At 68.3% G+C, this 20,638-nt stretch carries 17 protein-coding genes; 9 read left to right on the top strand and 8 right to left on the bottom strand.

The window, feature by feature from the left end; genetic code table 11:
• Nucleotides 1-122: 122 nt before the first annotated feature.
• Complete coding sequence (locus tag LBC97_11980; protein MDR2566746.1) at nt 123-1,157, bottom strand: HAMP domain-containing histidine kinase; 1,035 nt, start codon at nt 1,155-1,157, stop codon at nt 123-125.
• Nucleotides 1,154-1,816 (bottom strand): response regulator transcription factor, encoded by a 663-nt coding sequence (locus LBC97_11975; GenBank protein ID MDR2566745.1) that lies wholly within the window; start codon nt 1,814-1,816, stop codon nt 1,154-1,156. The genes LBC97_11980 and LBC97_11975 overlap by 4 nt, the downstream gene beginning before the upstream one ends.
• A gap of 130 nt (nt 1,817-1,946) precedes the next feature.
• On the opposite strand from LBC97_11975, the gene LBC97_11970 reads away from it, so the two are divergent.
• Entirely contained in the window at nt 1,947-2,765 is an 819-nt protein-coding gene (locus LBC97_11970) for a hypothetical protein (protein MDR2566744.1), read from the top strand.
• Between the two features lie 126 nt (nt 2,766-2,891).
• Here LBC97_11970 and LBC97_11965 read toward each other — a convergent pair whose 3' ends face one another.
• Genes LBC97_11965 through LBC97_11955 form a run of 3 tightly spaced genes read right to left on the bottom strand, consistent with a single transcriptional unit; the run spans nt 2,892 to nt 6,425 of the window.
• A complete protein-coding gene (locus tag LBC97_11965; protein ID MDR2566743.1) occupies nt 2,892-3,737 on the bottom strand; it encodes a transglutaminase family protein in 846 nt (281 codons plus the stop codon).
• The gene (locus LBC97_11960) at nt 3,734-4,756 is read right to left on the bottom strand and encodes an alpha-E domain-containing protein (protein MDR2566742.1); all 1,023 of its coding nucleotides are present in this window, start codon (nt 4,754-4,756) and stop codon (nt 3,734-3,736) included. Before LBC97_11960 ends, LBC97_11965 begins: the two co-directional genes overlap by 4 nt.
• A complete protein-coding gene (locus LBC97_11955; GenBank protein MDR2566741.1) occupies nt 4,737-6,425 on the bottom strand; it encodes a circularly permuted type 2 ATP-grasp protein in 1,689 nt (562 codons plus the stop codon). The genes LBC97_11960 and LBC97_11955 overlap by 20 nt, the downstream gene beginning before the upstream one ends.
• Before the next feature lie 155 nt (nt 6,426-6,580).
• Between LBC97_11955 and LBC97_11950 the strand changes: the two genes are divergently transcribed.
• The 5 genes from LBC97_11950 (at nt 6,581) to LBC97_11930 (ending at nt 13,641) form a co-directional block, all read left to right on the top strand.
• Entirely contained in the window at nt 6,581-8,224 is a 1,644-nt protein-coding gene (locus LBC97_11950) for an amidohydrolase (protein MDR2566740.1), read from the top strand.
• Between the two features lie 192 nt (nt 8,225-8,416).
• Nucleotides 8,417-9,991: an ABC transporter substrate-binding protein gene (locus tag LBC97_11945; protein ID MDR2566739.1), complete on the top strand. Its 1,575-nt coding sequence runs from the start codon at nt 8,417-8,419 to the stop codon at nt 9,989-9,991.
• Nucleotides 9,992-10,010: 19 nt separating this feature from the next.
• Nucleotides 10,011-11,021 (top strand): ABC transporter permease, encoded by a 1,011-nt coding sequence (locus LBC97_11940; protein MDR2566738.1) that lies wholly within the window; start codon nt 10,011-10,013, stop codon nt 11,019-11,021.
• 2 nt (nt 11,022-11,023) lie between these two features.
• Nucleotides 11,024-12,808 carry a dipeptide/oligopeptide/nickel ABC transporter permease/ATP-binding protein gene (locus LBC97_11935; protein MDR2566737.1) on the top strand — a complete coding sequence of 595 codons (1,785 nt, stop codon included), beginning with the start codon at nt 11,024-11,026 and terminating at the stop codon, nt 12,806-12,808.
• Entirely contained in the window at nt 12,805-13,641 is an 837-nt protein-coding gene (locus LBC97_11930; protein MDR2566736.1) for an ABC transporter ATP-binding protein, read from the top strand. Before LBC97_11935 ends, LBC97_11930 begins: the two co-directional genes overlap by 4 nt.
• A 42-nt stretch (nt 13,642-13,683) precedes the next feature.
• On the opposite strand, the gene LBC97_11925 is transcribed toward LBC97_11930, so the two are convergent.
• The 3 genes from LBC97_11925 to LBC97_11915 are packed head-to-tail and all read right to left on the bottom strand — an operon-like array spanning nt 13,684 to nt 17,028.
• Nucleotides 13,684-14,724: a zinc-binding dehydrogenase gene (locus tag LBC97_11925; protein MDR2566735.1), complete on the bottom strand. Its 1,041-nt coding sequence runs from the start codon at nt 14,722-14,724 to the stop codon at nt 13,684-13,686.
• A 10-nt stretch (nt 14,725-14,734) separates the two neighbouring features.
• Complete coding sequence (locus LBC97_11920) at nt 14,735-15,739, bottom strand: C-terminal binding protein (protein MDR2566734.1); 1,005 nt, start codon at nt 15,737-15,739, stop codon at nt 14,735-14,737.
• Nucleotides 15,740-15,744: 5 nt separating this feature from the next.
• Nucleotides 15,745-17,028 (bottom strand): aminotransferase class III-fold pyridoxal phosphate-dependent enzyme, encoded by a 1,284-nt coding sequence (locus tag LBC97_11915; GenBank protein MDR2566733.1) that lies wholly within the window; start codon nt 17,026-17,028, stop codon nt 15,745-15,747.
• A 166-nt stretch (nt 17,029-17,194) separates the two neighbouring features.
• Between LBC97_11915 and LBC97_11910 the strand changes: the two genes are divergently transcribed.
• The 3 genes from LBC97_11910 to LBC97_11900 all read left to right on the top strand — a co-directional run bounded on the left by LBC97_11910 (nt 17,195) and on the right by LBC97_11900 (nt 20,633).
• Nucleotides 17,195-18,808: a PucR family transcriptional regulator gene (locus tag LBC97_11910; GenBank protein ID MDR2566732.1), complete on the top strand. Its 1,614-nt coding sequence runs from the start codon at nt 17,195-17,197 to the stop codon at nt 18,806-18,808.
• Nucleotides 18,809-18,984: 176 nt separating this feature from the next.
• Nucleotides 18,985-19,533: an RNA polymerase sigma factor gene (locus LBC97_11905; GenBank protein MDR2566731.1), complete on the top strand. Its 549-nt coding sequence runs from the start codon at nt 18,985-18,987 to the stop codon at nt 19,531-19,533.
• The gene (locus tag LBC97_11900) at nt 19,530-20,633 is read left to right on the top strand and encodes a hypothetical protein (GenBank protein MDR2566730.1); all 1,104 of its coding nucleotides are present in this window, start codon (nt 19,530-19,532) and stop codon (nt 20,631-20,633) included. Before LBC97_11905 ends, LBC97_11900 begins: the two co-directional genes overlap by 4 nt.
• The last annotated feature ends 5 nt before the right edge of the window (nt 20,634-20,638 follow it).

Below are 20,638 nucleotides of genomic sequence, written 5' to 3'. Positions count from 1 at the left end.
CACTCTCCGGCGCCCGAATTAACCGAGTTTCAACCCAGGTTCAACGGAACATAAACGGAACCCTTCGTTCCCAAACGGGAGTTGGCGGCCGCCGGCGGCGGCGCGGGAATGGTCGCGCGCGCTCAGAGATCCATGTGGACGGAGAACTCGGCGCCCCGCCCCACCTCGCTGGCCACGGCCACGCGCCCGCCGCCCAGTTCCACAATCCGCTTCGCCAGGGCCAAGCCCAGGCCGTTGCCGCCCTGCGACCGGGCCTTGTCCGCCCGGAAGAAACGCTCGAAGACATGGGGCAGGTCGCCGGGCGCTATCCCTATGCCGGTGTCTCGCACGCGGCACGTCCAGCCCGCGCCCTCTTGGCGCAAGACCACGGTGACCGCGCCGCCCTCCGGGGTGAACTTGATCGCGTTCTGAAGCAGGTTGACCCAGACCTGGTGCATCATCTCCCGGTCGCCCGCCCATTCGACGGCTTCGGCGTCCAGTTCGACCGTCAGCGACTTGGCGGACCACTGCGGCTCCAGGAGGACCACGACCTCGCCCAACGCCTCGTCAACGCGGTGGCGGCGGGGTTCCCACGCGGCATCGTCCAAAGCAGACAAACGCAACAGGTTCTCGCCAAGCTTGGACACCCGCTCCGCCTCTTGCACAATGACGTCCAGATAGTGGCGCTGGGTGTCGCGGTCCAAGTCCTGGTCGCGCAGGAGCCGCGCGAAGCCGATCACCGAAGTCAAAGGCGAGCCGATCTCATGGGAGACGTTGGAGACGAACTCCTGGCGCTGGTGCTCCAAGGTGCCGAGTTCGGCCGCCATCTTGTTGACCGATTCGACCACCGCGCGGAAAGGGCCCGGCCGGGTGGCGGACAGGCGCACGTCGAAGTCCCCCTGCGAGATGCGCTCCAAAGCGTCCAGGATCTGCTCGCCCAGGTCCGGGCGGCCGGGCCGCTTGCCGCGAATGGCGGCGAACAGGCGGCCGAACGCCATGGTGCCGGCCACGCAGATGCCGACCGCCGCCAGGTAGGCGGCAAACGCGGGAGGCCGGCCGGTGATGGCCCAAAGGCCCTCGGAGACCAGCCAACCGACCAGCAATCCGGCCACAATCCAGGCCAGGCCGCCCAAGGCCCTCAACATGTCCCGGCGGGTCCACGCCGGCCGCCCGGTCACGTGTCCTCCAACCGGTAGCCAATCCCGCGCACGGTGGCGATCCTGAAACCGGATTCGGGGCCGAAGCGTTCGCGCAGGCGGTTGATGTGCACGTCCAAGGTGCGTTCGTTGCCGTCAAAGTCAAAGCCCCACACCCGGTCCAGGATCTGCCGCCTGGTCAGCGTGCGGCCCTTGTGCCCGGCCAGCATGAACAACAGGTCGAACTCTTTGAGGGGCAAGTCGCGGCGCTCGCCGTCCAGCGTGGCCACCCGGCTGGATTCGTCCAGGATCAGCCGACCCGCCTGCGCCCGCTGTTCGACCACCTTGTGGTAGCGGCGCGTCAGGGCCTTGACGCGCATCACCAACTCGGCGCCTTCGAAGGGCTTGACCAGGTAGTCGTCCGCCCCGGCCGCGAAGCCTTGGGCCTTGTCGCCCAACTGGCCTTTGGCGGTCAACATGAGCAACGGCAGGTCCGGGTAGTAGCGGCGGGCGGCCCGGCAGAAACCCGCCCCGTCCAGATTGGGCATCATGGCGTCCACCACGCACAGGTCGATCGCGGTCAGGCCCAGCACCCGCAACGCCTCCCGCCCGTCCGCCGCCGCCCGCGTGGCCATGCCCGCGCCGCGCAGCAGCGCCTCGACCAGTTCGCGGATGTGCGGGTCGTCATCGATCACAAGCACAACGCTCAGCTTTGACTCCCTTCGTCCGGGGCCACCCTGCCACGCCAGCATAAACGGCGCATAAACGGCTCGGCCGGAGTTTTACGGCCCCCGGCTGATTTATCGCGGCCGGATGGAGCATTATTGGAACATGACCGGAGCGACATTGGCGCAGGACGCGGACGGCGGCGCGGCGAACCAGACCGTGACTTTGGCTGAGACGGTTCTGGGCCGAATGGAGCCGGATCAGCGTCAGCGGCTGTTTGAGCGCCTCGGGGGCGAACCGCAGGCACCCGGGCCCGTCACCGTGGAAACGGTGCTGCCGGCCACCCGTCCCTACTCTTGGCTGATCGGCCGCCTGGGCGGCTCCGGTCTGCGCCTGACCGGCGCAGGCCATCTGCCTCCCGCCGTGGTCCGCGAGGGTTACGAGCTTCTCGGCTGGAACCAAGAAATCCACGTTTCCAGCTTCCGGGAAGGCGATCGTGTGCGCGTGGCGGCGCTGCGGGTCTCATGCCAACGGCTCGGGTTGATCTGGCAAGACGGCGCGCGGCTGAAGGCCAACGCGGAGACAACGGCCGCCGCCGCCGACCCGCTGGCCATGTGGGACCTGCTGGTGGACCGCGTCCCCGCCTGCTGGTCCTCGGAGTTGGAACGCGATGTGGCGGTGCTGGCCCTGCTCGGCGTGGCCACCGGATCTGGCCACCGACGCGACCTGGTCGGCAGCGCGACCGTCTGGGGGCTGGCCGCGCTCGGCTGGCGCTCCCAGTCGACGGGCGAGATCCCGTCTCTCCGCCACGTTTCGCGTTGGTCCGGCCGCATCAAAGAGGTGCTTCACTCCATGGACGCCCTGGCTTGGCGGGGATTGCCCGGCAACGACGAGATCCGCCCGCACGGAGTCTTGTTCGCCCGCGCGGTCCTGGCGCGCCCGGTCGCGGTCTGCGGGTCGGCTCTGGCCAACCAGGCCGGATAACCGGCGGCGGGCAGGCCAACCCGAAAGGCCGAAAAGGCGTTCGCTGAGAGAGAACAACCCTGCTGGGCGGCCTACGAAGACCCGGCCGGACGGCATCGGACACCGGGGCCGTTGTGAACCGAATTCCTAGGTTTCGCGGGTTATCTCCACGGTGGCGAACGCGCAGGAGTCGCCCGTGCCCGCGTAGACCCCCCGGATCGGTGCGATGTCGTCGTAGTCGCGGCCGCGGGCGACCAGGATGTGGCGCGAGGCGATCGGCGCCAGGTTGGTCGGGTCGAAGCCGACCCAGGAACCGCAGAACCACTCGATCCAAGCGTGCGACTCGGCTGTGACGGTCACGCCGGTCACTGGCTCCGGCTGGGGGTGCATGTAGCCGGAGACGTAGCGGGCGGGTATGCCGACGGCCCGGACGGCGCCAAGCGACACGTGGGCAATGTCTTGGCAGACGCCGCTGCCTTTCTCCCAGGCCTCGGCGGCTGTCGCGCCCACGGTGGTGACTCCGGGCACGTAGTCCATGTGGGCGCGGATCTCCCGGCAGATCGCCTCCGCGGCCGCGCGCGGGTCCTGGTGCTCCGCCGCCAAGTCGCGCGCCAGTTCGGCCACCTCGGCCGGCGGCCGGGTGCGCGCGCTCTGCAACGATTGCTCCGCCAGACGGGTGGAGGCGGAGGCCTGCCGCGCCAATTCGGCCCAGGAGGCGCGCTCGCCCACCTCCGCCACGCGGTTGACCTCGACCAGCGCCGAGGACCGCAGGGTCAGCTCCGTGTGCGGGCTCAGCACCTCGAACGCCACCACTTTGGTGCCCCAATAGTCGCGGTAGCGGTGCTGCGGGGCGTGGGGAAGGGTTTCAAGGGAGTCTGAGAGCACCTGTTGGCCGTGGCCGTCGCGGGGGAGCATGCGGGCCTCGTTGTAGGAGGCGGCGGCCGGGGCCGAGTAACGGAATCCGGCCACATGGCGCACACGCAGCCGGTTCACGCTTCCTCACCCACCCAAGCCGGCGCCGCGAGCACCGGAAAGTAGCGTTGCCTGACCGCCTCGGACGCGGCGGAGGTCGCCTGCTGGACGCGATCCATTTGGTCCGGCAGGTCGGCCAGGATCTCATCGATCGGCTGGTAGCGCAGCTGGCTGATCGCCTGCCCCAGAATCCAAGCCGGGTCGCCGTGCCGCACGCCGCGGGTCAGACGCTGGGATTGGCGGCGGCGGCCTGGTCCGCCTGGTCCGCCCGGCCCGCCCGTCGCCCCTGGGCCGGCTTCCCCGCCGGGCCGGGCGCCGGCCCCGTTCGGCTCCAGTTCCCCGAGCGCCGTCAACGCCCGGTTGAACGCGAACTGAATCGACCGCGGGAAGAACGTGTCCAGGAGCAGGAACTCGGCCGCGTCCTCTTTGGTTGGCAGTCCCCGCCGGGACCTGAGGCACGCCTCGTATCCGCCGCAGGAACGCAGGATGGTGGTCCAGGAGGCGCCGGCCGTGTCCGTCAATTCGCGGGTGGCGAGCAGCCGCGCGGTCATGTCGGCCCGCTCCAGGCCCTGCCCCAGCATGAAGAACTGGTATGGCTCGTCCCGGATCATGGTGGTGTAGCCAATCCCGGCCGCCATAGCCGAACGTTCCCGCACCCAGGCGAACAGCGCGTGGTGGCGGTCCTCCGGCACCTCGGAGGGCATGTTCTGATTCAACGTGTTGAGGCATTCCCACAACTCGGTCGAGATGATTTCACGGGCCCGGCGCCCGTTCTCCCGCGCCGCCCGCAACGAGTAGGCGATCGAGGACGGCTCCAACGGGTCGACCGCCAGCAGGTTCGCCACATCCGCCGCCCTCAGCCCCCGATCAGGATGGGACACGCCCATGATCGCCAGCAGCGACTGGCAGGCGGCGCCCTCGTCCGCCGCGGGGGCCTCCAACATCAACTGCAGGTGCACGTCCAGAATGCGCGCCGTGCCGTCGGCCCGCTCCATGTACCGGCCCATCCAGAACAGCGACTCAGCCACGCGCGACAGCACGGCCGTTCCCTCCCGCCTGCTGTTGGTGCTCAATTTGCTGCAGCAAACGCGAGTCGTCGTCCGCCCCGGCCTCCTGGTGCGTCAACGAAGAGGCGCCTCCCGCTTTTGCCGCGCTCGCTTTTCCGGTGCCCGATGCCGTCCGGTCGCCCCCGGCGGTGTCCGCCCAGTCCTGGGGGCCGGGCGGGCAGTCCGGGCGTCCGGGCACCCAGGTGTCCTTCGAGCCGCCGCCTTGGGAGGAGTTGACCACCAACTGGCCTTCCGGCAACGCCACCCTGGTCAACCCGCCCGGCAGAACCCACACGTCTTCGCCGCTGTTGACCGCGAACGGCCTCAGGTCTGAGTGGCGTGGGCGGACCCCCTCCTCGACCAGGGTGGGGATGGTCGACAGCTCGATGATCGGCTGGGCGATCCAGCCGCGCGGGTCTTCCCGCAGGGTTTGGCGCACCTGGTCCAGGGTTTTCGCGTCCGCCGTCCGCCCAACCACCAGGCCTTTCCCGCCGGAGCCGTTGACCGGTTTGACCACCAGGTCGGGGAGCCTGTCCAAGACCTCCTCCAGAGCCTCCGGCTCCTCAAGGCGCCACGTGGTCACGTTCGGCAGAACCGGCTCCTCGCCCAGGTAGTAGCGGATCAGGTCCGGCACATACGTGTAGACCAACTTGTCGTCCGCCACGCCGTTGCCAATCCCGTTGGCAATGGTGACTTGGCCCTCCCGCGCCACGTTCAGCAGGCCGGGCGGCCCCAGCACCGAGTCGGCACGGAACTGAAGCGGGTCAAGGAAATCGTCGTCAACCCGGCGGTAGATCACGTCCACGCGGGCCGGGCCGGCCGTGGTTCGCATCCAGACCCGCCCTGCGGAGCAATAGAGGTCCCGCCCCTCGACCAGTTCCACCCCCATCAGGCGGGCCAGCAGCGTGTGCTCAAAGTAGGCCGAGTTGTAAACCCCGGGCGTCAACACCACGACCACCGGGTCGTCAATTCCGGCGGGCGCGCTCGCCCGCAGGGCCTCCAACAGCTTGGACGGGTAATCGTCCACCGGCCGCACCCGCATCGAGTGGAACAACTCCGGCAGAGTTTGGGCCATCACCTGCCGGTTCGAGATCACATAGCTGACGCCGCTCGGCACCCGCACGTTGTCCTCCAGCACGCGCCAGGCGCCTGCCTCGTCGCGGATCAGGTCAATCCCGGCCACCTGGATCCGCACCCCGTTCGCGCTGACCACGCCGTGCGCCTGACGTAGCAACCCGCTGGAGGAGACGATGGCGGAAGCCGGGATGACGGCATCGGACACCGCTTTGAGCGGGCCGTACACGTCCGCAAGGAACGCCTCCAGGCACTTGACCCGCTGGGCAACCCCCGCCTCGATGACCGCCCATTCGTCCGGGGGGACTATCCGCGGGATCGCGTCAAGCGGGAACGGCCGCTCCTCGCCGGCGAAGTCGAACGTGACGCCCTGCGCCAGGTAGGAGCTGGCCAGCGCCTCCGCGCGGCGCCGCAATCCGTCCTGGTTGATGCTCCCCAACGCGGCGTGCAGATCCCGGTAGGGCTCCCGGACGCGCCCCGCCTCGCCGCCGGCGGGCGGCGTCTCGAACATCTCGTCCCAGGCGCGGGCCCGTGTCAGCACGGCGGCGGCCGGCCGCTGGGGTCCGTAGCTGGCGAACAGGGGAGCCATGGGCCACCAAAATACGGGAACCGTGTTGCGTGGGCGTTGCGCCTCCGTTACCGGGCCGGGGCGCAACATGATCGCAAAGAACCCGCCGTGTTGGGATGCTACAGTCCCCGCCATTCGCAGGCCGCGCGCCTGGCCCCGAGCAAAGGAATCCAACCATGATTCTCGACGTCGTGTTTGTCAACGGCCGTTTTGCCACCTTGGATCCGGAACGCCCCTCCGCCACCACGCTGGGCGTGTTCAACGAAATGATCGTCGGACTAGACGCGGAGGTGGCCAACCTGGCGGCCCGGCGGGTCATAGACCTTGGCGGCGCCCACGTGGTCCCCGGCTTCCACGACGCGCACCATCATCTGTCCGCACGGGGCGCGGGATTGTCCTGCTGCGACGTGTCAACGGCCGCCGTCGCCTCATTGGATGACCTGTACGGGGCCGTCGCGAAGTATGCCCAGGCGCTGGGCCCGGACGAGTGGGTGGTGGGCACCGGGTATTCGGACGCCGCGTTGGGTTCCCACCCGGTCAGGGAAGCGCTAGACGCGGCGGCCGGCGGACGGCCGGTGTTCCTCCACCACGCCTCCGGACACGGCGGGACCCTCAATTCCGAAGCCGTGCGTCGAATCAGCGGCGACCCGGATCGGCTGTCAGATGTTGACTCGGGGTTCGTCGAGCGCCGTCCCGACGGCACCGTGACAGGGTTCGTGGCCGAGCGCGCGGTGGAACCGGTCAACGCCATTTTGCGGCCCACCACCAGTGCGGCCTTTACCCGCGCTATCGAACGCGCCTGCGCGGCGGCTCTGGCGGACGGCCTGACCAGTGTCACCGAACCCGGCGTGTCGGGGCGGGTGACGGGCAACGGTCCAGCCGACTTCGCAGCCTATCAGGCGCTTCACGATCAAAAAAAGCTCGGCTTGCGGGTCACGGTCATGCCCGAACTGCCCGCCCTGCACCGGATCCCCGGCACCGAATCCGATCTGCCGGGATTCGGCCTGGACCTCGGCATCCGGAGCGGACTGGGCGACGACTGGTTGAGGCTGGGCCCTGTGAAGATCTTCTCCGATGGCGCGTTGACCTCCCGCACGGCCGCGTTGACCTGCTGCTATGAGCATTCGGCCGCCAAAGGGGTGTTGCACCACGACCCGGACGCGCTCAGGGAAGCGATCCTCTCCGCTCACTTGGCGGGCTGGCAGATCGCCACCCACGCTATTGGCGACGCGGCCGTCGGCGCGGTCATTGACGCCTACGCGCGGGCCCAGGCCGCGTTCCACCGCCCCGACGCCCGGCACCGGATAGAACACTGCGGCATGACCGATCAGGCCGCCATTGGGCGCATGGCGGAGCTCGGGCTGATTCCAGTCCCGCAAGGGGAGTTTTTGACCCTCAGCGGCGATGACTACATTGACGCCGTGGGACCCGAGCGCGCGGAGACGCTGTACCGTCAGCGTAGTTTCCTGGAGGCGGGGATCGAAGTCCCCGGCAGTTCCGATTGCCCGGTGGTGCGCGGCCGCCCGCTGGACGGGATCCAGGCGCTGGTGCGACGCCGCGCTCCGTCCGGCGTGATCCTGGGCCCCGCCGAGCGGCTGACAACGGCGCAAGCCCTCAGGGCGTACACCTACGGTTCCGCCTACGCCGAAAAGTCAGAGCTGCGCAAAGGCCGCCTGACGCGCGGACGGCTCGCCGATTTCACGGTCCTCAGCGATGATCTATTGGCGGTCTCGGAAGAGGCGATCTCCGATCTCGAAATTGTCGCCACCGTTGTTGGAGGGCAAGTCCGGCACGGCGCGGCCAATGTGCGGGAACGCTAACACCACAGGTCGCCTAGATTACAAGCAAATGTCTGGCGAGTGCGGGAATGCGCTTAACGTGTCCCGCAGGTAAAAAGGCGGTGACCATCTGGAGCTTTTGGGCCAGTCTTGCAAACAGCCACAGTAACCTTGCCGAGTCCCCGGAGTCCCCGGACAAAAGCCATGCAAGCACCCCTGCGAATGGAGACGCTAATGACAAGAAGGAAGATGGCCGCCGCTGCGACTTTGGCGGCGTGTGGGATGGCCTTAGCCAGTTGCGCGACCAGCGGCGGTGCGGAGGACGGGGGCGGTGGCGATGGCTCCAAAACGGACAAGAAAACGACTGTGACTGCCCGCTACTCGGCTGATCCGACAACCTATGACCCGGCGCACGTGAGCGGGATGGACGACTATTCAACCGCCCGCTTGCTTTACGACACGGTTGTGCGCTACGACACGGACGGAACAATTGTTCCGGGTCTCGCCACCTCCTGGGAGACAACGGCCACAGGCGGCGTGTTCACCATAGGCGACCACGGAACCTGCGGCGACGGCACCAAAATCACTCCCTCCATCGTGGCTGATTCCTTGTCCTACCTGGCGGCCCCGGAAACCGCCTCAGGGCTGAAGGCGTTGGCCTTTGGGTCCGGGGAAGTGACCGTGACCAGCGACGACGCGGCCGGCACCGTGACCATAGAGGTGTCCGAGCCGTTCTCCGGGCTGCTGGCGGGGTTGGTCAATCCAGCCACCGGGATCATCTGCCCGGCGGGCCTGGCGGACGTCGAAGCGCTGAAGTCCTCCCCTGACCCCGCCGCATTCTCGGGGCCATTCACCCTGGCCTCCGCAAAACCCGGGGTGAGCTACGAATTCGAGCTGCGCGACGAATACGTGTGGGGCGACTGGCAGGAGAAACTGGAAGGCGAAGCGCCGGAGAAACTGATCTTCTCGGTGGGGGTGGACACAACGGCCACCGAGAACGAGATCAAAGGCGGCACCCTTGACGTCGGATTGATCAGCTTGGCCAACGTGTCGGATTTCCCCAATACGGCGGCGATCGAGGTCGGCGAGAACTTCATCGTGTTCAACGAATCGGAGCACAGTCCCTTCCGCGATCCGGAGTTGCGGCGGGCGGTGGCCGCTTTGCTCTCGCCCCAGGACTACAGCGAGATAACGGCGGCGGGCCTAGATCCGGTCAATTACACCACCGGCAGCGACGCTTTGGCCTGCGCCAACACGGACCCCTCTTTGGTGCAGCCCTATGACCCGGAACCGGTGATTGAATCAGGAATTCTTCAGGGAGTTCAGATCACCTATTCAGCATCCAACTTGTTTGGCCCCAACGGGGCGGGCGCCGAATACGTCTACCAGCAACTCGTGGCCGCCGGGGCGGAGGTGACCTACAACCTGCGCGACAACTCGACTTGGGCGGCGGAGGTGTTGGGCCCGGACCCCACCACCTGGGACATCACGCTGTTCGGCACGGTCAACAACGCCGTGTCGCTCTGGACGCCGCTTTCGCGGATGGTCGGTCTGCCAATCGAAGAGGGCGGACGGAACATGACGCGGGGCGACAACGCCGTTGGCGACCAGTTGGCCATTGAGGTCATGGCCGCGAATTCGCAGGAAGAGATGTGCGCCCTGTACCAGGACCTGCAAGAACAGTTGCTAGAGCGGGTGGACTTCGTTCCGCTGGTCTCGTCGATCCTGTACTACGGGCTGACCGAGCACGTCCGGTACACCGGGGCGGCGGGCCACGACGACCTGACCACCATACGCATAGTCGGTTAGCGCGGGGCCGGCGCCGCAAATGACAACTCGAACGCCAACCGCGGTGGCGGCGGCCGCCCGCCCCCTCTCCGGCCTGCTGCGGTCGGATTGGGGGCGGTTCCTCGGTTCCCGGGCGCTGACCCTGGTCGTCTCGTTTGCCTTCCTGGCCGTTGTCACGTTCTCCATAGTCCAACTCATACCGGGCGACCCTGCCCGTGCCATAGCCGGCAACGAGGCGACCGTGGAGCAGCTCGCCGAAGTGCGCCGGGACTTGGGCCTTGACCAGCCGATCGCCACCCAGTTCGGGAACTATCTGGCCGGCATCTTCGACGGCACATTGGGGCGGTCTTACCGCACCGGCACCGTGGCGGAGTTGATCTCGGTCCGGATTCCGTACACGTTGGGGGTGGCGTTGCCCGCCATTGTGGTCACTTTCCTGGTGGCTATCCCGCTGGGTTTGGGGGTGGCTGTCGCCACCCAGGGCGGCCGGCGGCGCCGCCTGGGAGTCGTGTTCAGTTGGATCACCGCCGCCGTGGACGCGGTCCCCGTTTACGTGAGGGCGGCCCTGCTGGTGCTGGTCTTCGCGTTGAGTCTGAAGTGGCTCCCCGCGGGCGGGGCCCAGACCCAGGCGGCATACGTGCTGCCCATAACCGCGTTGGCCATTGGGCCGATCTGCTCTCTGTCAAGAGTGGCGCGCCGGGAGGCGGAGGTGGCGTTGGAGGCAGACTTTGTGCGCACGCTGCGGGGTTGGCGGCTGCCAGCGCGGAGAATCCACATCAAGTACATCGCACCGACTCTGCTCACGTCCGTGTTGACCATGTCCGGCATGATGCTCGCGGGCATGATCGGCGGGGCTTTGGTCATGGAGAGCGTGTTCTCATGGCCCGGACTTGGCACGGGGGTGGTCCAAGCGATATTGGTGAAGGACTTCCCGGTGGTCCAAGGGACCATTCTGGTGCTGGGCATGGTGGCCGTGGTGGTCAACCTGGTCGTTGACATCGCGCTGGCCGTGATCGACCCGAAGCTGCTGAAAGACGGGAGATCGCACTGATCATGTCCACAGCTCTCCCGCGAGGCGGCAGGCTTGACCCTGCCGCGCCCCCGAAGGCGAAGTCGGGCGGTGGCCTGAACGGGCTGACCACGGCGGGCCTCGCGATAATCGGAACGCTGGCGCTGGTGGCGCTCCTCGCGCCATACCTGGCGGGCGACCTGGCGGCCCAGGCCAACACGGCCGAGGCGCGGCAGGGTCCGTCGATCTCCCACCTGTTCGGGACTGACGCCTTTGGCCGTGACGTGTTCGCCCGGGCCCTCGTCTCAACCCGCCTGACCATGATCCTGACCGGGGGAGCGGGTTTGATCGCCATCACGGCGGGGACGTTGGTCGGGGTGGCGATCCAGGTTTTTCCGTCGTTGCTGCGGCGGCTGGTCTTGCAACTCAACGCCGTCGCCGTGGCGTTGCCCTCAATGATCCTCGCGCTGGTTGTCGCCGCGATCCTCGGGCCGGGTTCCACCTCGGCGATGGTCGCGGTCGGCGTGGCGAACATCCCGGTGTTCATCCGCCTGACCTCAGCCCTCGCGACCGGCGTGGCGGGACAGGATTACGTGACTCAGGCCCGTTTGTTTGGCGTGCCCGGCCTGGTGGTCGCGGTGCGCCACCTGCTGCCGAACATCGCCACGCCGTTGGCGGTCATCGCCGCCAGTTCCATGGCGTTCACTTTGGTTGAGCTTTCGAGCTTGTCGTTCATCGGCTTGGGGGTGCAGGTCCCGGAGTACGACTACGGCAAGATGCTTTTTGACGGGCTCGCCCTGATGAACGCCCAGCCGTGGGCGGTGACGGGGCCCAGCGTGATGATCACCCTGTTGGGGTTGGGGATAATCCTCCTCGGCGACGGCATAGCCGCCGCGTCAGATCCAAAGCTGCGGCGGGCCGCCCGCGCGCACCTGCGCAACCCCCGCGACGGGGTGGTCCGCCTGCTGGCCGAGGAGGACCGGTTGTCCGCGGTTGACGGCGCCCCTAACGCCGAGGAGACGCCCGCGGCCGACGTCCGCAGGCTCACGGTGACCACGTCCGATGGCGTGCCGCTGGTCCGGGAGGTGTCCTTGCGTATCGCGCCGGGCGAGATAGTGGGCCTGGTGGGCGAATCCGGCTCCGGCAAGTCGCTGACCGCGCTGTCGTTGGCGGGCCTCGCCCCCCAGTCGCTGCGAACCCGCGCCGAAGCCATCAAGGTGGGTTCGGCGGACCTGATCGCCGGCGCCGGTCCGGCCTCGCTGGTCCACCAGGTGGCCCTTGTGTACCAAGACCCCATGTCGACCTTCAGCCCGCTGCACCGGATTGGCACCCAACTCACCGAAGTTCGGCGCACCTACTTCGGGCTGGGCCGAAAACAGGCGCGAGCGGAACTCGCCGAGGCGTTCGCCCAGGTCTCCATCACCGATCCGGAGCAGCGCCTGAGGCAGTACCCCCACCAGCTTTCCGGCGGAATGCTGCAGCGCGCGCTGATAGCGGGGGCTTTGCTGACCGGCCCGGCTCTTCTGGTGGCGGATGAGCCAACCACCGCGCTGGACGTGACGGTCCAAGCCGACGTGCTGCGCAAAATCTACCGTTTCCGGGAGCAGACCAACGCCGCCGTGCTCTTCATATCGCATGACCTTGGGGTCGTGGAGGCGATTTGCGACCGGATTCTGGTGATGTACAAGGGCGAGATCGTGGAGGAGATCTCGCCGGCGCAGTTGGCCACCCGTGACGTGACGCACCCCTACACCCAGCGCCTGCTCAACGCCTCCCGCCGGTTCGGGCCAACCGGGGAACCGGCCACAGCGAAAGTGGGAACAAGGTGACTGAACTGGAGCAACTGGGGCAAGAACCGCCCCGTGACGGCCCGCCCGCGGCGGTCAGGCTGACCTCGGTTGGGAAAGCCTTTGGCTGGGGACCGCAACGGCGGACTGTGCTCGCAAGACTCGACCTGCAGCTACCGCAAGGCGGTTGTTTGGGCCTTGTCGGAGAATCGGGCTCCGGAAAGAGCACCTTGGGGAAGATCGTGACCGGCATCTACCGGTTCGACGCGGGCAGGCTTGACGTCATGGGTTACACGCTCACGCCGGGCGCGCCCCGTCCCGCCGCGCTGCGGGACCAGGTCTGCTACATACCGCAGAACCCGTACGCCTCGTTCGACCCGCGCAAGACCATAGGGCAGTCCATGGCGGAGGCGCTGAACCCCAGGTCCATGTCGGTCGCCCGCAACCGCGACAAGATCACCGACTGGCTCAGCCGCGTGAGCTTGCCTGGCGACGCCATCAGCCGCTATCCGCACGAGTTTTCCGGCGGGCAACGCCAACGCATCGCGATCGCCCGTGCCCTCAGCACCCGGCCCGAGGTCGTGGTCGCCGACGAGGTCACCTCGGCCTTGGACGTCTCGGTCCAAGCCGAGGTCTTGGCCCTGCTCGAGGAGTTGAGACGCGAGACGTCCTTCTCCATGCTGTTGATCTCCCACGACCTGACGGTGGTGCGGGGCGTCTGCACGGATGTAGCGGTGATGCGGGCCGGTCAGATTGTTGAGACCGGCCCGACCGGCCAAGTCTTGTCCAGCCCCGGCCATCCCTACACCCAACAACTGCTCAGCTCCATCCCGGGCGCTCCCGGATTCAGTTTGACGGAAGACTCCGCCTCTTGAGTCGCGGTTGCGAGGTCGGGCGGTTGAGCGGGAGAACGCTGATCAGGGCGTGAGCAGAGCTTTGATCTGTCCGCGCTGATCCATCTGTCGGTACGCTTGGTCCACTTCCGCCAGCGGGAACGTCGCCGTGAACACGTCTCCCGGGGTGATTTCCCCCGCCGCCACCTTGGGCGCCAGCAGCGGAATGTAGTGCCGGGCGGGGGCTATGCCGCCGGTGATGGTGACGTTCGTCGGGAAAACCTGGGACAGGTCCAGGGTGACGCCGTGCGGGAGCCCAACGTAGCTCACCACCCCGCCCGCCCGGACCATCTTCAAGGCCGTGGCGAAGGCGTCGGGCGTGCCAACCGCTTCGATCACCTGGTCGGCTCCAAGTCCGCCCGTCGCCTCGGCCGCGGCTTCGGCCGCGGCGGCGCCCCGCAGGCGAAACACCTCGGTCGCCCCAAAGCTCGTGGCGAGCGCCAACCGGTCGGCGTGCGCGCCGAAGGCGAGGACGCGCTCCGCCCCAAGGAGCCGAGCGGCGAGCACCGCGCAAAGCCCAACCGCGCCATCGCCCACCACGGCGGTTGTCGCGCCCGGGCCCACCCCCGCCCGGCTGGCGCCGTGGTAGCCCGTCGGCAGCACGTCGGCAAGGGTCAACAGGTGCCTAGACAACCCTTGGTCCGGCGCCTCGCCGCCGGGAAGGGCCTTGACCAAGGTGGCGTCCGCAAACGGCACGCGGACCTGGTCCGCTTGTCCCGCTTCGGTTATGTGCCTCCCCCAAAACCCGCCGCGGACGCAGGAGCTTTCCAGCCCGGCCTGGCAATGAACGCAGGTTCCATCCGAGTAGCGGAAGGGCGCCACCACCCAGTCGCCCGTCTTCAGGCCGGTGACGCCTGGTCCGGTTTTGGCCACCACACCCGCGAATTCGTGGCCAATCCGTGATCCCTCCCGAACCCCGCCCTGGCCCCGGTAGGTCCACAGGTCGGAGCCGCACACGGCGGCGCACGCCACGTTTACGATCGCGTCAGTGGCCTGCTCGATCTGTGGGTCGGGGACGTTTTCCGCTTGGACGGCAAACGGGCCGTTGTAGATAGCCGCGCGCATCTGCCCATGCCTACTTTCCCTGGCCGTCCGACTCGCCAAAGGAGTTGACCACGCAATCTGGCCGGCGGTTTTCCACCAGGAGTTGCACCTGCTGACGCAGGCAGATCTCCCGCGCCTCGCGGAAGGACTCCTCCGAGACGAAGGCCGCGTGCGGGGTGATCACCACGTTCTCCAAGCCAAACAGTTCCGAGGTCTCGGAATCCTCGTCCTCGATCACGTCGATCCCGGCCCCCGCGATTGCGCCGGACCGCAAAGCGCGGACCAGCGCCGGCTCGTCCACCACGGCCCCGCGGGCCGTGTTGATCAGGAACGCCGTCGGTTTCATCAAGCCGAGTTCGCGGTCTGAGATGAGATGGCGGGTCTGGTCGAATAGCGGCGTGTGCAGCGACACGAAGTCCGCGGCCTCCAGCAGGCTGTCCAGCGTGTCCGCTTTCTCCACCCCGAAGGCGCCGAGGAACTCCGCTGACTTGGTGGGGGCCCAGGCCATCACCCGCAACCCGATGGCTTTGAGCGCGGGCGCCAGCCGTTGGGGGATGCCGCCAAAGAACACCAAGCCGGCCGTTAGGCCGCTGAGCCGGCGCGGCAACGGCCCCAGCAGCGGGTTCCACGAACCGGCGCGCACCGACCGGTCGAGGAACGTGATCTTTCTGGCGAGGTCCACCAGCAGCCCCAGCGTGTGCAACGCCGTCTCTTGCACGCAAAAGCCGGGGGCGTTGGTGACGGCTATCCCGAATTCCGACGCGGCCGCCGTGTCTATGTTGTTGTACCCGATCGACTGCACCGACACGATTCTCAAGGACGGCAGCGCCCCCAGCACCGCGCGGTCCAGGCTCAGGTATTCCACCACCGCGCCATCGGCCTCACGCGCCGCTTCGATGAAGGACTCCGGGCCGCCGCCGGAGGCTTTCGCCTCCACCAATTCGAGTTTCCCGCTGTGGCCCCACTTGCGGAGCAGGCTGTTCTCGTAATCGAGGCCGCCGTCAATGTTGAAGTAGACAACTCGCGGGATCGACATCCCCGTCACTCCCCTCTGCCAGCCCGGTCTAGAGCGCCCTCAAGGATCGCCAGGCCCTCGTCCAAGGTGGCGCGGTCCGTGTTGAGCGGGCTGACTATGCGGATCCCGTCCCCTTTCGCGCCGCAGGACAAAAGCAGCAGGCCGTGTTCAAGGCAGTCGCGGCGGACGGATTCGACCAGGGCCGCGCCCTGCGAACGGCCGGCGCCCCGGAGCTCGATTGCACGCATCAGCCCCAGCCCGCGCGCGTCTGTCACAACGCTGAATTGTTCGGCGAAGCCGGCCAGTCGGCTGGCCAAGTACTCGCCCTGCGTGTTCGCGTTGCCAATCACGTCCGCCTCGTCGAATTCGTCTAGCACCGCCAGGCCCGCCGCGCTCGCCAACGGATTGCCGCCGAAGGTGGTGCCGTGGGCGCCGGGGGGCCATTTCGCCATGATGTCGGGGGTTGACACGATCGCGCTGGCCGGGATGCCGCCCGCCAGGGCCTTGCCCAGCGTCACGATGTCCGGCACCACGTCCCAATGCGAGGCCGCCAAGAACCGCCCGGTCCGCCCGTAACCGGATTGGATTTCGTCGAACATAAGGAGAATGCCGTGTTGGCGGGTGACCTCGCGCAAGCCCCGCAGGAAGCCGGCGGGCGCCACGTGATAACCGCCTTCGCCTTGGACAACCTCGACAATGATCGCGGCGACAGTTTCCGGATCCCGCACGTGGGTGAACAGTTCGCTCAGTTGTGCCAGGGCGAATTCGCCGCGCTCCTCGTCGGTGAGGCCCGCTGGGGTTTGGTCCTTGGACGGGTAGGCCACAAAGTCGACGCCCGCCATCAGCGGATCGGCGCCCTTGCGGTACTTGGCCGATGACGACGTGATGGCCGTCGCTCCCAGCGTGCGACCGTGGAACGAGCCCTTGAAAGCCACGATCCCCGGCCTCCCGGTCGCGACGCGGGCCAGTTTGATGGCCCCGTCGACCGCTTCCGCGCCCCCGTTGGAGAAAAACACCGAGCCCAAATCGCCTGGCAGCTTCTCGGCGAGACGGCGCGCCAATTCGAGCGTGGTCGGGTAGCTCACCAGGTTGAAGGACGCCGTGAGCAGCTTGCCGGCCTGTTCGGCCACCGCTTTGACCACCCGTGGGTGGCAGTGCCCCAAAGCGTTGACGGCAATACCCTGCACCCAGTCGATGTAGCGGCGCCCGTTCAAATCCCACAGATAAGAGCCCAGTCCCCGGTCGACTACCAAGTCGGTGGACTTGGCCAGCGCGGGCGAGAGGTAGGGGAGGTATTCAGTCAGTTTCACCGTGGCGGCGTCCTTTCTCATTCGGCGGGCCGGTCGCGGCCAATGGACTTCCATTGCCCAGTATCTTGGGCCCGGAGAGGCCCGGTAAGGGCCAGCTTGGACAATTTCGACGCCCGAATCCGCCGCCTGGGCCCATTTCGGGCGGTTCTTGCGGCATTGTTAGAACGTGACGATCACAGTGCGCGAGCTGATTGAGCACCCCCGGTTGAATCTGAGGCTCATCAGCGCCACCGACCCGGCCGCCTTGGACGCCCCGATCATTTGGGTGCACCAAAGCGAACTGGCTGATTCCAGCGCCTTCGCCGAACCGGGCGAGGTCCTCGTAACCACCGGTTCGCAGTTCCCCAAACCCAGCGCCGAAAACCAGGCCCTGCTGGCCAAGCTGGCGGCCGAATACGCGGCCGGCTTGCGCGCAAGCGGGGTCGTGGCGTTGGGCTTCGGAACCCACATCCACCACGCCGCCGCCCCAGAACCCCTGGTGCGAGCGGTCGAAGACAACGGACTGCCGCTGTTTGAGATCCCGCTCGAGCTGCCTTTTTCCGCCATCATCAAGACCGTGTCGCAGGTCCTGTCCCAGGACCAGGAGGCGACGCTGCGGAGGGCGAACACCGCCCAACGCCGCCTGGTCGCGGCGGCCGCCACCAAGGACCCGCTGGCGGCCATAGTTAGCAGAACCGCCGAGATCCTGGGCGGCTGGGCCGCGTTTGTGGACGCGGACGGACGGGTGGCGGCCCGGTCCCATCTGGCCGTCAGCGGGGCGGCGGCGAAGGCCGCCCAGGACTTGGCCGCCTCGGGCAAGACCGCCCTTTGGTCCACGCGGACGGCCGGCCCCTTGTTCGCCCAGACCGTGCGCTCAGGCGGCGACAGTCCGCTGGGCGCGTTGGTGGCGGGGTCGGCCTTGGAATTCGATCCCTTCGCCACCTCCACGGTCTTGCTGGCGGCGGACTTGCTGGCGGCCTTCGCGACCAAGGATGTCGCCGGTGACTCGGCCATGAACACGATTCGCTCCGCGATCATGGCCGAATTGCTGGACGGCAACGTGGGACTGGCCCGCGCGGTGGGCGCGGCATTGTGGTCGGGTTTCCCACCGGAACCCGTGGTTCTGGTCTGCGCCACGGGTCCGCTAGCCGAACTGGACCGAGTGATGTGGGGTTTGGCCCCATTCAGGGCTGGCGCGCGCTCCCGGCTCGCCCCCCTGGTCTTCGGCCGCGTTGGCGGCGCTGTCTACCTGGCGGTCCCGGCGGTCTCAGCCGAGGAGGCCGCCGCGCGCCTGGCCACCGCGGGCGCTCTCGCCGTCGGATGCTCGGGGCCGCACGGCTGGGCGGAAATGGCTGGCGCGCGGCGGGAAGCGGCCGGGGCGGCAGCGCTGGCGCAGGCCGAACGCGGAAGCCGCGACACGGCATCGGCGGCAAGTCTGTTGGATTTGCTCACGCCAGAAGAGCTCTGGGCGTACGCGCGCGCTCGCCTCGGCCGTCTCCTCGATCCCGGCAAGGCGCGGCGGCGGGACCTCGAGACGCTGGGCGCCGTGCTGGAAGCGGACGGAGCGCTTGGCCAGGCTGCGGCGGCGCTCGGCGTCCACCGCCACACCGTGCGCCGCAGATTGGAACGCATCGAAGAGTTGGCGGGCGTCAGCCTCAAAGACCCGGCGGCCAAACACGAGCTTTGGTTCGCCCACCAGGCCGCCTTGCGGGCCGACAAGGGCTCCTCGACCCGCCCAGAAACGGGGACGGAAACGGGGACGGTACCTATTTCCGGCAAGTCCCCGCGGGCCGCGAGCTAGCGGAAAATGGGGACGGTACCTATTTCCGGCAAGTCCTTGCGGCCCCGAGTTGGCCTGAGCTCCTCGACCCCGGCGGCCCCGCGTCGGGAAATCCGTTCTGGCGGACCCGTTAGGTTTGGGGCGGTTCGTGACATGTATTGGTTGTGACGACAGCCGCAGCCAATAGCGTTGTCCCGGTGACAGCGGCTAAGAACCGAGGCCCCGGGCCGGCCGGGGCCGCAGAGACCTCGGAGCGCGCCTTCGCCGATTTGTTCCAGGCCGAGCATCCGCGGATCCAGGCCTATCTGCTCAGGCGGTGCCTGGACCCTGAACTGGCGCGGGACTTGGCCGCCGAGGTCTTCAAGCTGGCGTGGGAGCGCGGCGTGGAGGGTTCCTTGCCGACGCCCGCCTGGCTGTTCGTGACCGCCCGGAACCTGCTGGCCAACGCCTGGCGTTCGGGGGAGCGCGCCAGGCGCGCCCAGGCGGCAGTGGCCGCCGAGCTCTCCCGCGAACCCGTGGCGGCGGACCCGATGGGCGCCACGGACCTGCAGGTTCGGGTCCGCGATGCCTTGGCCTCATTGCCGGCGCCGCAGTCCGAAATCCTGATGGCCCGTTATTGGGACGGCCTCAGCGGCGCCGAGTGCGCGGCGTTGATTGGCTGTTCCACCGCCGCCGTGTGGATGCGCTTGGGGCGCGCCCGCGCGGCTTTCAAAGCCCGCTACTCAACCTTGGAGGACCAATCATGAGACGCAATTTCGCCATAGCGGCGTTGAAAGCCGCCAACCCCGTTCCGTCCGGCGCCAAGCCGGCGGCCCCGCGCGCCGATGCCCAATCTCCGCTTGTCCGGGTGGGCGCCGGCCAGGCCGGATCCGCAGAAGGCGCCTGGCCGGCCGCGCCGTTCGAGCCGGAGGGGCGCGCCGTCCGGCCGCCCCTGCGGCGTTGGCCTCGGGCGGCCTGGGTGGTCGGCGCGACCGCGACGGCCGCCGCCGCCGGCGTCGCCATTGTGGTCGCGGCGGCCAACCTGGGCGGGGCGCCGGCCGGGCCTCCGGTTGGGCAGAGCGTGAACCCCGTGACGTCGGCCTCGCCCGCGGACGGGCCGGACGAGTCGGCAGACCCGGTTGTCCCGCCCGCGGACGGGCCGATAGCTCCGGCCCCCCCGGTGCGGGTGTTGAGCGGCGAGGTGCTCAGCGCGACGTCGGGTGTGGCTGGGACCGCCTGGTCGGCATCGGCCCTGGCGCGGCTGGCGGACGAAGACGGCGACGGGTCCTTCCACTTTGTGCGCGCCTGGTCCATGACCCGGTTGAAGGTGGGGGCCGCGGGCGACCCGGTGGCCTACTCGGAGTCCAGCACGGGCGAGCCGGCCGGCGATCACGGGATGGTTGTTGCAGAGGGCGCTGCCGGGCCGCTGGAGGCCCTCCCCGGCTACCTTTTCTACCCGGAGGACTCGTACATTTTGACGCCCTCCCTGATGTGGTCCCGATCGGTGCCCGGAGCCGATGGGGCGGTCGACTGCCTTGAGAGCGGCATGGCGATCGTGCCGGAGGAAAGCCCCATCCACATTTACCTGCCCGCCGAGATCGACGGCGTGCGGGTCGGCGTGGTGATCAACCAGCGGGACGGCGACTTGATCTTCTACGCCGCCGCGCATGGCGGCGACCCGGCACGGGCCCGCGCCATGCTCGAAGGCCTGGCAATCACCCCTCAGGGCGGCTGGGCCGACCCCACGGCCTCCTTGGGCCTGACCCCGCCGGCCGACCTGGCCGACCAGCTAAGCCAGGCCAGCGCCACCCTCGAAGACGGCTCGACCATCAACGCCTGCCCGCTGGGGGACGCGGCCGACAGGTGACCCCG

The sequence above is a fragment of the Bifidobacteriaceae bacterium genome (genome assembly GCA_031281585.1).
Classification (GTDB): domain Bacteria; phylum Actinomycetota; class Actinomycetes; order Actinomycetales; family WQXJ01; genus JAIRTF01.
This window is presented reverse-complemented; position numbering and strand designations above follow the sequence as displayed.